The sequence below is a fragment of the Ruegeria sp. K7 genome (assembly GCF_056531785.1).
The window spans coordinates 232,858-247,025 of sequence record NZ_JBQFMJ010000002.1; the positions used below are offsets into that span (position 1 = coordinate 232,858).

General features: G+C 57.9%; 8 protein-coding genes. 2 read left to right on the plus strand and 6 right to left on the minus strand.

What is annotated here, in order from left to right; genetic code table 11:
- Positions 1-163: 163 nt before the first annotated feature.
- Positions 164-898: a putative rhamnosyl transferase gene (locus ACR0FE_RS05810; protein ID WP_480911650.1), complete on the plus strand. Its 735-nt coding sequence runs from the start codon at positions 164-166 to the stop codon at positions 896-898.
- A 56-nt stretch (positions 899-954) separates the two neighbouring features.
- Here ACR0FE_RS05810 and ACR0FE_RS05815 read toward each other — a convergent pair whose 3' ends face one another.
- The 6 genes from ACR0FE_RS05815 to rplJ form a co-directional block, all read right to left on the minus strand.
- Entirely contained in the window at positions 955-1,824 is an 870-nt protein-coding gene (locus tag ACR0FE_RS05815; protein WP_170613559.1) for a DMT family transporter, read from the minus strand.
- Positions 1,825-2,057: 233 nt separating this feature from the next.
- The gene (locus ACR0FE_RS05820; protein ID WP_480911652.1) at positions 2,058-2,837 is read right to left on the minus strand and encodes a methyltransferase domain-containing protein; all 780 of its coding nucleotides are present in this window, start codon (positions 2,835-2,837) and stop codon (positions 2,058-2,060) included.
- A 205-nt stretch (positions 2,838-3,042) separates the two neighbouring features.
- Positions 3,043-7,284: a DNA-directed RNA polymerase subunit beta' gene (gene rpoC / locus ACR0FE_RS05825; protein WP_170613563.1), complete on the minus strand. Its 4,242-nt coding sequence runs from the start codon at positions 7,282-7,284 to the stop codon at positions 3,043-3,045.
- 50 nt (positions 7,285-7,334) lie between these two features.
- Complete coding sequence (gene rpoB / locus ACR0FE_RS05830) at positions 7,335-11,471, minus strand: DNA-directed RNA polymerase subunit beta (RefSeq protein WP_480911653.1); 4,137 nt, start codon at positions 11,469-11,471, stop codon at positions 7,335-7,337.
- 250 nt (positions 11,472-11,721) lie between these two features.
- Complete coding sequence (rplL, locus tag ACR0FE_RS05835; RefSeq protein WP_170613567.1) at positions 11,722-12,099, minus strand: 50S ribosomal protein L7/L12; 378 nt, start codon at positions 12,097-12,099, stop codon at positions 11,722-11,724.
- An 80-nt stretch (positions 12,100-12,179) separates the two neighbouring features.
- Positions 12,180-12,698: a 50S ribosomal protein L10 gene (gene rplJ / locus ACR0FE_RS05840; RefSeq protein ID WP_170613569.1), complete on the minus strand. Its 519-nt coding sequence runs from the start codon at positions 12,696-12,698 to the stop codon at positions 12,180-12,182.
- Positions 12,699-13,121: 423 nt separating this feature from the next.
- Between rplJ and ACR0FE_RS05845 the strand changes: the two genes are divergently transcribed.
- Positions 13,122-14,099 carry a phosphotransferase family protein gene (locus ACR0FE_RS05845; protein ID WP_480911655.1) on the plus strand — a complete coding sequence of 326 codons (978 nt, stop codon included), beginning with the start codon at positions 13,122-13,124 and terminating at the stop codon, positions 14,097-14,099.
- Positions 14,100-14,168 lie beyond the last annotated feature (69 nt).

The window sequence follows — 14,168 nt, forward strand, 5'->3', positions numbered from 1 at the left end:
CCCCGGTACCGAGATGACGCGCGTAATAGGGGAAGTCGGCCCAAGTGTCAACAGTGCCCTGTCCAACCGGCTTTCGCGGCCGCGACAAAGGAGCGGTCTGCCGCTTGCGATGCACCTAATGCAGCGGCATAGTCCCGGCAAGACCCTAGCTTCCGGACATTCAATGCAAGTCATCGGCCTGTGCCGTTTTTCCTATCCAGCCCTCGGCGGCTTTCAGATCGAACACGAGACCCTGGAGGACAGGCGACGTTATCTTTACAGTCCCAGGCGGCTGGAAGAAAGGTTCAGGCTGTTCGAGTCCAGCACCCTGCCCTGTTTTCGGGAACAGACCGATGAAGATTTCCAGCTTCTGATCGTAATCGGGGATTGCCTGCCCACACAGGCCCGTGACCGGCTGCAAGACCTGACGGCCAACATCCGTCAGGTCCGGATCATCGAAAGAAAGCCTGCCCGACATCGCAGGGTCATGCAGGATATCCTGAACGCTGCACGTCAGGACCCGGACCAACCCTGCCTGCAGTTTCGCCACGATGACGATGACGCCGTTTCCGTCGACTTCGTCGAACGCCTTCGTCTTGCAGCGCAGGATTGCCGGGGACTTTTTGAAAACAACCCTGCGGTCGGCATTGATTTTAACAACGGATTTCTGGCCCGCATGGATGCGACAGGTATTCGGGCGTTGAATGTATACAGCGATCTCGTCACCGCCGGTTTGGGAATGCACGTTCAGGGCGGTTGCTCGCTGACGATCATGAATTTCGCCCACAACAAGATCGCTCGGCGCATGCCCGTTGTCAGCTATCCGGACGCGCCTATGTGGGTGCGTTCACTGAATCAGTTCAACGACTCGCCCCAGACCCGCAAAAGCAGGGCCGGTCTGTCAGACCTCAGCCCCTAACAGGAAGGCGAGTTCGTTGCGCGCTTTGCCATTGATCAAAACGTCGTTCGGCGGGTTCATTCCGCCGGTTGATGCGACCGCTCGCGGAACAGTGTGAACAGGCCCGCGCCCACGACCAGAGCTGCGCCAAGCATTGTCACGGCATCCGGCCAGTCGCCGAAAACGGTCCAGCCTAACCCCAGCGCCCAGATCAGGCTGGAATACCGGAAGGGCGCGACAAATCCGACCTCACCAACCCGCATCACCATGACGCTCAACAAGTACCCCATCAGAACAAATACCGCGGCCGATGCAACCAGCAGGCCAGAGCCGGCCGTGACTGGCACCCATCCTTCAACGACCGAAGCAACCGCGGCCGCGGTCGTGATCGAAAACGATGTCGCCAATGTCACAACCATCGATGGCACATCCGCCGACATACGCCGCGTGATCAGATCGCGCGCCGTGACCGAAGCAACAGCGATCAGCGCATAAAGCGCATAGATACTGAACCCGTCCGGGCCGGGACGGACGATCAGCAACATTCCGGCAAAGCCCATGGCGATCGCGGTAATTCGCCGCCAACCGATATGCTCGGAAAAGAAAAGCGCGGCGCCAAGGGTGACCGTCAGCGGAAGCGCCTGCAGCACGGCAGTGACATTCGCCAGCGGCATATGCTTCAGCGCTGTCAGGAAAAAGAACGTTGCCGACAATTCGCTGAGACAGCGCAGCGCGACCAGCCACTTGTCATGGTGCGAGAAATTCAGGTGCAACGCCCCAAGATGCCGGGCGAGAATGAACACCAGACACGAGGCCAGCAACCCGCGCAACGCAACCAGTTGAAACAGCGGCAAATCATCAAGCGCCACCTTCACCAGCGTGTCATTCACGGTAAACGCAGCCATGCTGCCCATCATCAGCAAGGCGCCTTTTAGGTTTGGGGTCATTTCAATCAGGCCCGGTCTCAAATCAATCGAGGCATTGGCGCTTTTGGGACCAGTTTTGTCAACTCATACCAGTGACGCCGAAAGGTCATCCGGCTGCGTTGGCAACCAGTGTTCAGCATGCCCCTGAGGAGGCTTGAAAAACACACCAATTGATTACAGCCCAAAGTTGGAACCCGCTTATCGAAGTTCATGTTCATGCGACGACCGCGCGCGCGCGCACTCAATTTCACGGTTCAGCTTGATTTCCGCGCCACGACAACAAACTGCGTAACCGAAAAGAAAAAGCGACCCTGCTCCGCAAGTCTGACTTGTTCGTCGAACCAAGCTTGTGCGACAGCTGACTCAATTTTTGCACTGTTCACTACAAATTGTTTCATGAGATGCATCATCATGATAGCAATCCCATCCGGCTTTAACTGATGATCCGTCATCGTGATCGATACGACATCCTCCACACTATGCCCGCTTTCCCTGATTAGGGCTGGCAGTCGTTCCGGAACTGTTCCACTGGCGAAGTGTTCGTTCCAGATGGAAAGCACAAGCTGCATTCTTTCCGGTTCATCGCTGAACCAAATGAGACTGCCGAAATGAAGATCGCTGATCACAAACCGCCCTGCAGGTTTGAGGCAACGCATCGCCTCGCCGAAGGCCGCCCCTATATCTTCAACATACTCAAATACTTGAACAGAAACAGCTTTATCAGCGATTTCATCCGCTAGTGGCAGATTACCGGCAACACCTTCAAGAAGCTCAACGCAGGAGTAATCCAGGCATCTGTTCTTTCCGACCGCCAGCATATCTTTACTTGGATCCACGCCCACGATCCGACCCGACGGGCCAACTGCGCGCGCGAGCTCTGCGGTCAGCAGACCATTTCCGCAACCAATATCCAAGATGGTCTCGCCCGGACTTGGATTGAGAGCATCAAAGGAAGCGCGTCTTCTTCGAATAATGTCGGCACCCTGATAGGCAACGTCCAGTATCTTGGCGGTTTCCCGGTCAAACTTGAGCATTTTCGCCCCCAGCATCAAGTCTTAAGCTTACCACATTGCAGCGCGGCCTTATTGAATATCTGCAAGACCACCCAAAATTTAGAAAAATTTTGCCAGCGCCAAAGCCCGACGCTTTCTTGAGACTTAAGTAAAATGGCGGTGGTGGCCTCACAAAGAAAAAGGCCCCGCGATTTCGCAGGGCCTGATCTTCAGCATTTTATGGCGCTCACTCGCGGCTTTCCGGTGTTTCCACCAGCACGTCCAGCTCGTCGCCAACCATGTCGTCGTCGATCATCGGCGCTGCCAGGGCAGCGGCCGCTTCGGCCTCTTCCCGGCGAGCTTCGATCACGACATTGTCGCGCGACTGGGCAACCTGACGCACTGCCTGGGTGGCACCACCGGTACCGGCCGGGATCAGGCGGCCGACGATGACGTTCTCTTTCAGGCCAACCAGCTTGTCCTTCTTGCCCTGAACCGAGGCTTCGGTCAGCACGCGGGTGGTTTCCTGGAACGACGCCGCCGAGATGAACGAACGCGTCTGCAGCGAGGCCTTGGTGATCCCCAAGAGGATCGGCTCGCCCTGTGCCGGACGACCACCGCGGGCGATGGTCTTCTCGTTCGCCGCGTCGAACTCCTGCTTGTCGACATGCTCGCCCTTCAGCAGGGTGGTGTCGCCTGAATCCAGGATCTCCCACTTCTGCAGCATCTGGCGCACGATAACCTCGATGTGCTTGTCGTTGATCTTCACGCCCTGCAGACGATAAACGTCCTGCACTTCGTCGATCATGTAGTTCGCCAGAGCCTCGACACCCATAATGGACAGGATGTCATGAGGTGCCGGGTTGCCGTCCATGATGTAGTCACCCTTCTGGACGAAGTCACCTTCCACAACCGGGATGTGCTTGCCCTTGGGCACCATGTACTCGATCGGCTCCAGTGACTCATCAGCCGGTTCGATGCTGATGCGGCGCTTGTTCTTGTAGTCGCGTCCAAAGCGCACGTAACCATCGGCTTCTGCGATGATCGCGTGATCTTTCGGACGACGGGCTTCGAACAGTTCGGCCACACGCGGCAGACCACCGGTGATGTCCTTGGTCTTGGCGCCTTCACGCGGGATACGCGCAACGACGTCACCGGCTTCGATCTTCTGACCATCTTCGACCGACAGGATCGCATCCACCGACATCGGATAGTGAACCGGGTTGCCCGCATCGTTGCGGACCGGCTCGCCATCTTCACCGACCAGAATGATCTCGGGCTTGAGGTCGCTGCCTTTGGGGGCCGCGCGCCAGTCGATCACGATCTTCTGGGTCATGCCGGTTGCTTCGTCGGTCTCGTCGCGGACGGCAAGGCCCGAAACCAGATCGACGTATTTTGCAGTACCGGCTTTCTCGGCGATGATCGGCAGGGTGTACGGATCCCACTCGAACAGCTTGTCGCCACGAGCCACCTTGGTGCCGTCCTTGACGAACAGCTTCGAGCCGTAGCCCAGTTTGAAGCTGGCACGCTCTTCGCCATGTTCGTCGTTGATCACCAGCTTCATGTTCCGGCCCATGACCAGGCTTTCACCTGCGGCATTGATCAGAATCTGCGGGTTCTCAAATGTGACAACACCTTCCTGGTTGGCTTCCTGGAACGACTGCTGGCCACCTTGCGCAACACCACCGATGTGGAAGGTCCGCATCGTCAGCTGCGTACCGGGTTCACCGATGGACTGGGCTGCGATGATGCCGACAGCTTCGCCAGTGTTCACCATCGTACCGCGCGCCAGGTCACGACCATAGCAGGTGGCACAAACGCCTTCCTCGGACTCACAGGTCAGAGGCGAGCGGATGCGGGTCGACTGAACACCGGCCTCATCAATGGTGTCGGCCATACGCTCGTCGATCAGCTGACCAGCAGCCACGATCACCTCTTCCGTACCCGGACGCAGGATATCGTCAGCGGCCACACGGCCCAGAATACGCTCGGCCAGCGAGGCGACGACCTCACCATCGTTGACGGCCGCTTCGGCAGTGATCGCGCGGTCGGTGCCGCAATCGATCTCGCGCACGATGCAGTCCTGCGCCACGTCCACCAGACGACGGGTCAGGTAACCCGAGTTCGCCGTCTTCAGAGCGGTATCCGACAGACCCTTACGGGCACCGTGGGTCGAGTTGAAGTATTCAAGAACGGTCAGACCTTCCTTGAAGTTCGAGATGATAGGCGTCTCGATGATGTCACCGTTCGGCTTGGCCATCAGGCCGCGCATACCGCCCAGCTGTTTCATCTGAGTGACCGAGCCACGCGCGCCCGAGTGGGCCATCATGTAGACCGAGTTCGGCTCCATGTCCGACCCGTCTTCGGCCTTGGCGACGTCCGAGATGGTGCTCATCATTGCCTCAGTCACGCGGTCGTTACACTTCGACCAGGCATCGACAACCTTGTTGTACTTTTCGCCCTGAGTGATCAGGCCGTCCATGTACTGCTGTTCAAAGTCTTTCACCTGGTTGCGGGTGTCATCAACGATGCCCCACTTGTCGTTCGGGATGACCATGTCGTCCTTACCGAACGAGATGCCCGCCTTGAACGCTTCCTTGAAGCCCATCGACATGATCTGGTCACAAAAAATGACCGACTCTTTCTGACCGCAGTAACGGTAGACGGTGTCGATCACCTGCTGCACTTCTTTCTTCCGCAGCAGGCGGTTGACCAGCTCGAACGGCGCCTTGTTGTTCATCGGCAGCAACGCACCCAGACGCAGACGGCCCGGAGTGGTTTCATAGCGCTTCTGAACTTCGTTGCCTTCGTCGTCGATCTGCGTGATCCGCGCGGTGATTTTCGAGTGCAGGTGCACTTCACCCGCGTCCAGCGCATGCTGAACCTCGTCGATCGAACCAAAGACCTTGCCTTCGCCCGGCATGCCTTCGCGTTCCAGGGTCACATAGTACAGACCCAAGATCATGTCCTGCGACGGAACGATGATCGGTGCGCCGTTTGCAGGCGACAGAACGTTGTTCGTCGACATCATCAAAACACGGGCTTCCAGCTGGGCCTCAAGGCTAAGCGGGACGTGAACGGCCATCTGGTCCCCGTCAAAGTCGGCGTTAAAGGCCGAACAGACCAGCGGGTGAAGCTGGATGGCTTTACCTTCGATCAGGACCGGCTCGAACGCCTGAATGCCAAGACGGTGCAGCGTCGGCGCACGGTTCAGCATGACAGGGTGTTCGCGGATCACCTCGTCGAGGATATCCCACACTTCGGGACGCTCTTTCTCGACCAGTTTCTTCGCCTGTTTCACGGTCGAAGACAGACCCTTGGCTTCAAGGCGCGAGTAGATGAACGGCTTGAACAGTTCCAGCGCCATCTTCTTGGGCAGACCACACTGGTGCAGCTTGAGTTCCGGACCGGTCACGATGACCGAACGGCCCGAGAAGTCGACGCGTTTACCCAGAAGGTTCTGACGGAAGCGGCCCTGTTTCCCTTTCAGCATGTCCGACAGCGATTTCAGCGGGCGCTTGTTGGCGCCGGTGATCACGCGGCCACGACGGCCGTTGTCGAACAGAGCATCCACGGATTCCTGCAGCATCCGCTTTTCGTTGCGGACGATGATGTCAGGTGCACGCAGTTCGATCAGACGCTTCAGACGGTTGTTCCGGTTGATGACGCGGCGATACAGATCGTTCAGATCCGAGGTCGCGAAACGGCCACCATCCAGCGGAACCAGCGGACGCAGTTCCGGCGGGATAACCGGGATCACGGTCATCACCATCCACTCGGGACGGTTGCCCGACTCGAGGAAGGATTCAACAACCTTCAGACGCTTGATGATTTTCTTGGGCTTCAGCTCGCCGGTTGCTTCGGCCAGATCAGCACGCAGCTGCTCGGCTTCGGCTTCCAGATCGATCTGGGCCAGCATCTCGCGGATGGCTTCAGCACCGATATTCGCGGTGAACGCATCCATGCCATAAGCATCCTGCGCATCCATGTACTCTTCTTCGGTCAGCATCTGGCCGTAGGTCAGGTCGGTTAGACCGGGCTCGATGACGACATAGTTTTCAAAGTACAGAACGCGTTCCAGATCGCGCAGAGTCATGTCCAGCATCAGACCGATGCGGGACGGCAGCGACTTCAGGAACCAGATGTGTGCAACAGGCGCGGCCAGTTCGATGTGGCCCATACGCTCACGGCGGACTTTCTGCAGGGTGACTTCCACACCGCATTTCTCGCAGACAACGCCGCGATACTTCATCCGCTTATATTTGCCGCAAAGACATTCGTAATCTTTGATCGGGCCAAAGATACGCGCACAGAACAGGCCGTCACGCTCGGGCTTGAACGTCCGGTAGTTGATGGTTTCGGGTTTCTTGATCTCGCCATAGGACCAAGACAGGATCCGCTCGGGCGACGCCAACGAGACCTTGATCTCGTCGAAGACTTTCGGGGGCGTCAGCGGGTTGAACGGGTTGTTGGTGATTTCCTGGTTCATTTGTTACCTCAAATCTTGCGGAAGGGGGGACGGGAGAAAGGGCAGCGCCCTTACTCCTCAACCTCCGCATCCAGGAGTTCCATATTCAGGCCGAGGCCACGGACTTCTTTAACCAGAACGTTGAACGATTCCGGTACGCCCGCTTCAAAGTTATCCTCGCCCTTGACGATCGACTCATAGACCTTGGTCCGGCCGGCGACGTCATCCGATTTCACGGTGAGCATCTCCTGCAGGGTGTAGGCGGCGCCGTAAGCTTCCAGAGCCCAAACCTCCATCTCACCAAAGCGCTGACCACCGAACTGCGCCTTACCACCCAGCGGCTGCTGGGTAACCAGGCTGTACGGCCCGGTTGAACGCGCGTGGATCTTGTCATCCACCAGGTGGTGCAGTTTCAGCAGGTACTTGATGCCCACGGTCACCGGACGTGCAAATTGCTCACCGGTGCGACCGTCGAACAGAACCGACTGCCCGCTTTCCGAGAAGCCCGCACGCACCAGCGCGTCGTTGACGTCAGCCTCTTTGGCACCGTCGAAGACCGGGGTTGCGATCGGAACACCGCGGGTCACGTTGCCCGCAGCCTCAATCAGGTCATCCTCGTCCAGACCGGTGATGCCTTCTTCGTAGACATCTTCGCCATAGGCCAGCTTCATCGCTTCGCGAACCGGGGTCAGATCGCCGGACCGACGGTATTCACCCAGAGCATCATCGATGTTCAGACCCAGACCGCGCGCGGCCCAACCCATGTGGGTTTCAAGGATCTGACCAACGTTCATACGCGAAGGCACGCCCAGCGGGTTCAGACAGAAGTCAACCGGCGTACCATCGGCCAGGAACGGCATGTCTTCCATCGGTACAACCTTGGAAATCACACCTTTGTTCCCGTGACGACCGGCCATCTTGTCGCCCGGCTGCAGCTTACGCTTCACGGCGATGAAGACCTTGACCATCTTCATCACACCCGGCGGCAGGTCGTCGCCACGACGGACTTTCTCGACCTTGTCCTCGAAACGGGCGTCCAGAGCACGCTTTTGCACTTCGTACTGCTCGTTCAGAGCTTCAACGATCTGTGCGTCCTGCTCACCTTCCAGTGCCAGCTGCCACCACTGACCACGGGTCAGGGTTTCCAGCAGGTCCTCGGTGATCACCGACCCTGCCTTGACGCCTTTCGGGCCTTTGACAGCGGTTTTACCCAGGATCAGACCCTGCAGACGCGCATAGATGTTGCGGTCAAGGATCGCCAGCTCGTCGTCCCGGTCGCGGGCCAGACGTTCGACTTCCTCACGCTCGATCTGCAGCGCACGCTCGTCTTTCTCGACGCCGTGACGGTTGAAGACGCGAACCTCAACGACCGTACCGTAATCGCCCGGCTTCACGCGCAGCGAGGTGTCGCGCACGTCAGATGCTTTTTCACCAAAGATGGCGCGCAGCAGCTTTTCTTCCGGGGTCATCGGGCTTTCGCCCTTCGGAGTGATCTTGCCGACCAGAATATCGCCCGGCTCAACATCCGCACCGATGTAAACGATGCCCGCCTCGTCGAGGTTGCGCAGCGCTTCTTCACCGACGTTCGGGATGTCGCGGGTGATCTCTTCCGGGCCCAGCTTCGTGTCACGGGCAGCGACTTCAAACTCCTCGATATGGACCGAGGTAAAGACGTCATCACGCGCGATACGTTCCGAGATCAGGATCGAGTCTTCGTAGTTGTAACCGTTCCACGGCATGAACGCGACGACCACGTTTTTACCAAGGGCCAGTTCACCCATATCGGTCGACGGACCATCGGCAATGACCTCGCCCTTCTGGACGGTGTCACCCACCTTGATCAGCGGACGCTGGTTGATGCAGGTGTTCTGGTTCGAACGCTGGAATTTGCGCAGACGATAGATGTCAACGCCAGCGTCGCCCAGTTCCAGATCCTCGGTGGCACGGATAACGATACGCTGGGCATCGACCTGATCGATGATACCGGCGCGCTTCGCCTGGATCGCAGCACCCGAGTCAATCGCAACCTTTTCCTCGATACCGGTACCGACCAGCGGCGCCTCAGCGCGCAGCAGCGGAACCGCCTGACGTTGCATGTTCGAGCCCATCAGAGCGCGGTTGGCGTCGTCATTTTCAAGGAACGGGATCAGCGATGCAGCGACCGAGACCAGCTGCTTCGGCGACACGTCGATCAGGTCCACATTCTCGCGCGGGGCGAGGGTGTAGTCACCGGCCTGACGGGTCGAAACCAGATCGTTGATGAACTTGCCGTTCTCATCCAGCGTCGCGTTCGCCTGCGCCACGGTGTGGCGCATTTCCTCGGTCGCGGACATGTAGTGAACCTCATCGGTCACTTCGGCGTCTTTGACGACGCGGTACGGTGTTTCGATGAAGCCATACTTGTTCACGCGGGCAAAGGTAGCCAACGAGTTGATCAGACCGATGTTCGGACCTTCCGGCGTTTCAATCGGGCACATCCGGCCATAGTGGGTCGGGTGTACGTCACGAACCTCAAAGCCTGCACGCTCACGCGTCAGACCACCGGGGCCAAGCGCCGAGAGACGGCGTTTGTGGGTGACTTCCGACAGCGGGTTGGTCTGGTCCATGAACTGCGACAGCTGCGACGAGCCGAAGAATTCACGAACAGCAGCCGCAGCCGGTTTCGCGTTGATCAGGTCTTGCGGCATGACGGTGTCAATCTCGACCGACGACATACGCTCTTTGATCGCGCGCTCCATACGCAGCAGACCGACGCGGTACTGGTTTTCCATCAGTTCGCCGACCGAACGCACACGACGGTTGCCGAGGTGGTCGATATCGTCCACGTCGCCCTTGCCGTCACGCAGTTCAACCAGCGCCTTGATGCAGGCCACGATGTCTTCGCGGCGCAGGGTGCGCAGGGTGTCCGGCGCGTCCAGTGCCAGACGCATGTTCATCTTCACACGGCCGACGGCGGACAGGTCATAACGCTCGCTGTCGAAGAAAAGGGTGTCGAACAGGGCCGACGCAGCCTCGACGGTGGGCGGCTCGCCCGGACGCATGACGCGGTAGATGTCCATCAGCGCGCTTTCGCGGCCCATGTTCTTGTCCTGCGCCATGGTGTTGCGCATGTAGGGGCCGACGTTGACGTTGTCGATGTCCAGAACCGGGATGTCTTTGAAGCCCGCATCCAGCAGTTCCTTGACGGTACCGCCGATCAGGTCGCCGTCCTTGTCATATTCCAGGGTCAGTTCATCACCGGCTTCGACATAGATCGCACCGGTTTCTTCGTTGATGATGTCCTTGGCGACGAACTTGCCAACGATATGATCGAACGGAACGAGCAGGTCGGTGACGGCGCCCTCGTCAATCAGTTTCTTGACCGCGCGCGGCGTGACTTTCTTGCCCGCTTCGGCAATCACTTCACCGGATTTCGCGTCGATCAGGTCATAGGTCGGACGGGTACCGCGTACACGCTCGGGAAAGAACGGCGCGATCCAGCCCTTTTTCTTGTCCAGCTTATAGGACACGGTGTTGTAATACGCGTCCATGATCGCTTCCTGATCCAGACCCAGCGCATACAGCAGGGTTGTCACAGGCAGTTTGCGGCGGCGGTCGATACGGGCGAACACGATGTCCTTGGCGTCGAACTCGAAGTCCAGCCAGCTGCCGCGATACGGGATGATGCGGCAGGCAAACAGCAGCTTGCCCGAGGAGTGGGTCTTGCCCTTGTCGTGGTCAAAGAAAACCCCGGGCGAACGGTGCATCTGGGACACGATCACACGCTCGGTACCGTTCACGATGAACGTTCCGTTCGGCGTCATCAGGGGCATGTCGCCCATGAACACGTCCTGTTCCTTGATGTCCTTGACCGACTTGGCGCCAGTGTCCTCGTCGACATCAAACACGATCAGGCGCAGGGTTACCTTCAGCGGAGCGCTGTAGGTCATGTCGCGCTGCATGCACTCTTCGACGTCGTATTTGGGTTTTTCCAAATCGTATTTCACGAACTCCAGAACGGAGGTTTCGTTGAAATCCTTGATCGGGAAAACCGACTGGAACACGCCTTTGATGCCTTCGCCGTCTGTGGGCTGTTCTGCATCGCCGGAGCGCAGGAAAAGATCATAAGAAGATTTCTGGACCTCAATGAGGTTCGGCATCTCCAGCACTTCGCGGATTTTGCCGTAATATTTACGAAGACGTTTCTGGCCAAGGAACGTTTGAGCCATGTCAGATGTCACCTTTCGATGTTCTCAGCGGGCAAAGACACCGTCGGGCCCCGGCATCTTGCACATTCGAGACGACACGTCCGGATCAATTCATGGCCACCGTCCCGAAGGCGGCCTCCCGATCCGACAACCGTGTCTTAGAAAACGCCCCAACCCATGAGGCCCTTTCTAAGACAGGTTCGGCTGGACCCGGATTTCTCCGGACCCAGCCAAATTTTCAGGCGCATCAGCGACGCACCAGACAAAGGGCTTAGGCCAGTTCGACCTCTGCGCCAGCTGCTTCCAGCTTGCCTTTGACTTCTTCGGCTTCGTCTTTCGACACGCCTTCTTTGATCTTGCCGCCGGCTTCGACCAGTTCCTTGGCTTCTTTCAGGCCCAGACCGGTGATGCCGCGAACTTCTTTGATCACGTTGATTTTCGAAGCGCCGGCGTTCTTCAGAACGACGTCGAATTCGGTTTTTTCTTCCTCAGCTGCGCCACCGGCGGCGTCGCCACCAGCTGCCATGACAACTGCGCCGCCTGCTGCGGGCTCGATGCCGTACTCGTCTTTGAGGATGGTTTTCAGTTCTTGTGCTTCCAGCAGGGTCAGACCCACGATGCTTTCTGCGAGTGCTTTCAGATCAGCCATTGTATTAGCTCTTTCCGTTTTACAGTGTGTGTTCCAACGTCAGGGCAAATGCCCCACGCAGATCATTCAGTGCCAACCGCTTACGCAGCTTCCGCCTTCTCTTCGATGGTGGAAAGGATGCTTGCGATGTTGCTTGCAGGTGCGCCAATCGCGCCGGCGATGTTCGAAGCAGGTGCGCCAATGCAGCCCACGATCGAAGCAATAAGCTCCTCACGCGACGGCATTTTCGAAACGGCTTCAACGCCTTTGCGGTCCAGAGCGTTCTCGCCCATTGCACCGCCGAGGATTTCAAAATTCTTGTTATCCTTGGCGAAGTCCTCGGCCACCTTGGCTGCTGCCACCGGGTCCTCGGAATAGGTTAGAACGGTCATCCCTGTCAGCAGGTCGGCCATGCTTGCACACGGCTTACCCTCAAGGGCGATTTTGGCGAGCCTGTTCTTGGCAACACGCACGGAGCCACCCGCGTCACGAGCACGTGCGCGAAGGTCCTGCATCTCGGCAACTGTCAGACCGGCGTAGTGCGAAACCACTACGACGCCAGAGCTTTCGAAGATTTGGCCGAGTTCCTCGACCACTTTCTCTTTCTGGGCTCTATCCACAGTTCTCTCCAAGTTAGGGATGTCAGACATCCCGGCTCATATTTGCCGCGGCTTGCGCCCCGGCGTTCAGGTCCGTTGTTACGGGATTGGCCAAAACTCGCCCGAGGGTGGGACCCTCAGAATTCTTTGGTCTTACCCGTCTCAGGCAGGGAATTAAGGAACCGTATGGCCCCACCCACCGTCTTGGACGAAACAAAATAAAGCGCACGACGAATCGCACGCTTTACTTCGTAGCCCTACTTAGGGCAGACACGCTCGGTTTCCAAGAGGTAAATTGCACGAAAAACGGGTTTCGCGGGCTGTGGCGTCATCGGTTCTAACACGGATAAATCGCGCCCGTCACTCATTGACACCAAGGACGCGCTGCGGTCCTGTCAATGTCTATGACCCCGATCCCGATCCGAACTGGCGCGCGTCCTTAAAATGCTGATCCTTTCTCAACAAGAGCGCGACCGGACATACCAATATCTGGATCAGCTTTCCCGAAGCGGCACGATCGACCCCATTCGCGAACATTCCTGTATCTACCGGTCTCATGATTTCCCCGAAACACGGCTTGTTCTTAAGCTTGAAACCCAAGGGGCGATGTACGCGCTGAAGGCCGACACCCAAGCCCCCATAACCGACCGGCTGCGCAAGGAGTATAATTTGCTCTGTCAGCTTGCCGAATACTTCGACGACAAGAAGACGTCGCAGGTTGTGCGTCCGATCTACCTCTCCTCCGCAGGTGACTTCATGGTCACCGAATACATCAAACGCCCCACCGCCGTCGATCTGATCTACAACAGCCCCGACAACGATCAGGTCGCCCAGGTCTATCGCCGCGCCGGAGCATGGCTGAACGATCTGCACGAGTTTCGCCCGCCAAAAGACTATGGGTTCCGGCCCAAATGGATGACCGACAGCATCCGGGACCTGTCGGAAAACCTGCCCGCCAATCTTGCCGGCACAAGTCAGCGAATGATCAACACGATGCTGGCCGAGGCCGCGCGCCTGAAAGGGACGCCGGATATTCAGGTGTTCGCGCATGGCGATTTTCACGGTCTCAACCTGATCATGGGGCAAGGGAAAACCATCGGGCTGGATTTCACCGAGGCACGCGAAAAGCTGGCCGTATACGACATCGTCGACTTCCTGAAGGCCGACATATTCCGCGACAGTCAGCCGTCAGATGTGGATCGCAGCGGCATCCTGAAACGAAACAAGGACATGTTCTTCCGCCAGTACCGCCATCCAATCAATATGGACATTCTGGATTTCTGCATTCGCGGACGCCTGCTCAAGGACTTGCTGTTTCTTAGCCAGCCAAGCCATGTTTGCAGCGAATTCGAAGACCACCGGCGCACCCGGCTGGAGATACGGCTGAAACAGGCATTCAACCTGCCCCGAAGTTCAGGTTGATCCGGCATTTACTGGAATTCAAGCGACCCAAAAACGAAAGAACCCGGATGGCTGGCACCACCCGGGTTA

What these genes read in the sequence shown, in the direction of transcription:
- ACR0FE_RS05820 (WP_480911652.1), bottom strand. Translation starts at nt 2,837, where the DNA reads ATGCTCAAGTTTGACCGGGAAACCGCCAAGATACTGGACGTTGCCTAT.
- rpoB (WP_480911653.1), bottom strand. Translation starts at nt 11,471, where the DNA reads ATGGCTCAAACGTTCCTTGGCCAGAAACGTCTTCGTAAATATTACGGC.
- ACR0FE_RS05845 (WP_480911655.1), top strand. Translation starts at nt 13,122, where the DNA reads ATGCTGATCCTTTCTCAACAAGAGCGCGACCGGACATACCAATATCTG.
- rplL (WP_170613567.1), bottom strand. Translation starts at nt 12,099, where the DNA reads ATGGCTGATCTGAAAGCACTCGCAGAAAGCATCGTGGGTCTGACCCTG.
- ACR0FE_RS05810 (WP_480911650.1), top strand. Translation starts at nt 164, where the DNA reads ATGCAAGTCATCGGCCTGTGCCGTTTTTCCTATCCAGCCCTCGGCGGC.
- rpoC (WP_170613563.1), bottom strand. Translation starts at nt 7,284, where the DNA reads ATGAACCAGGAAATCACCAACAACCCGTTCAACCCGCTGACGCCCCCG.
- ACR0FE_RS05815 (WP_170613559.1), bottom strand. Translation starts at nt 1,824, where the DNA reads ATGACCCCAAACCTAAAAGGCGCCTTGCTGATGATGGGCAGCATGGCT.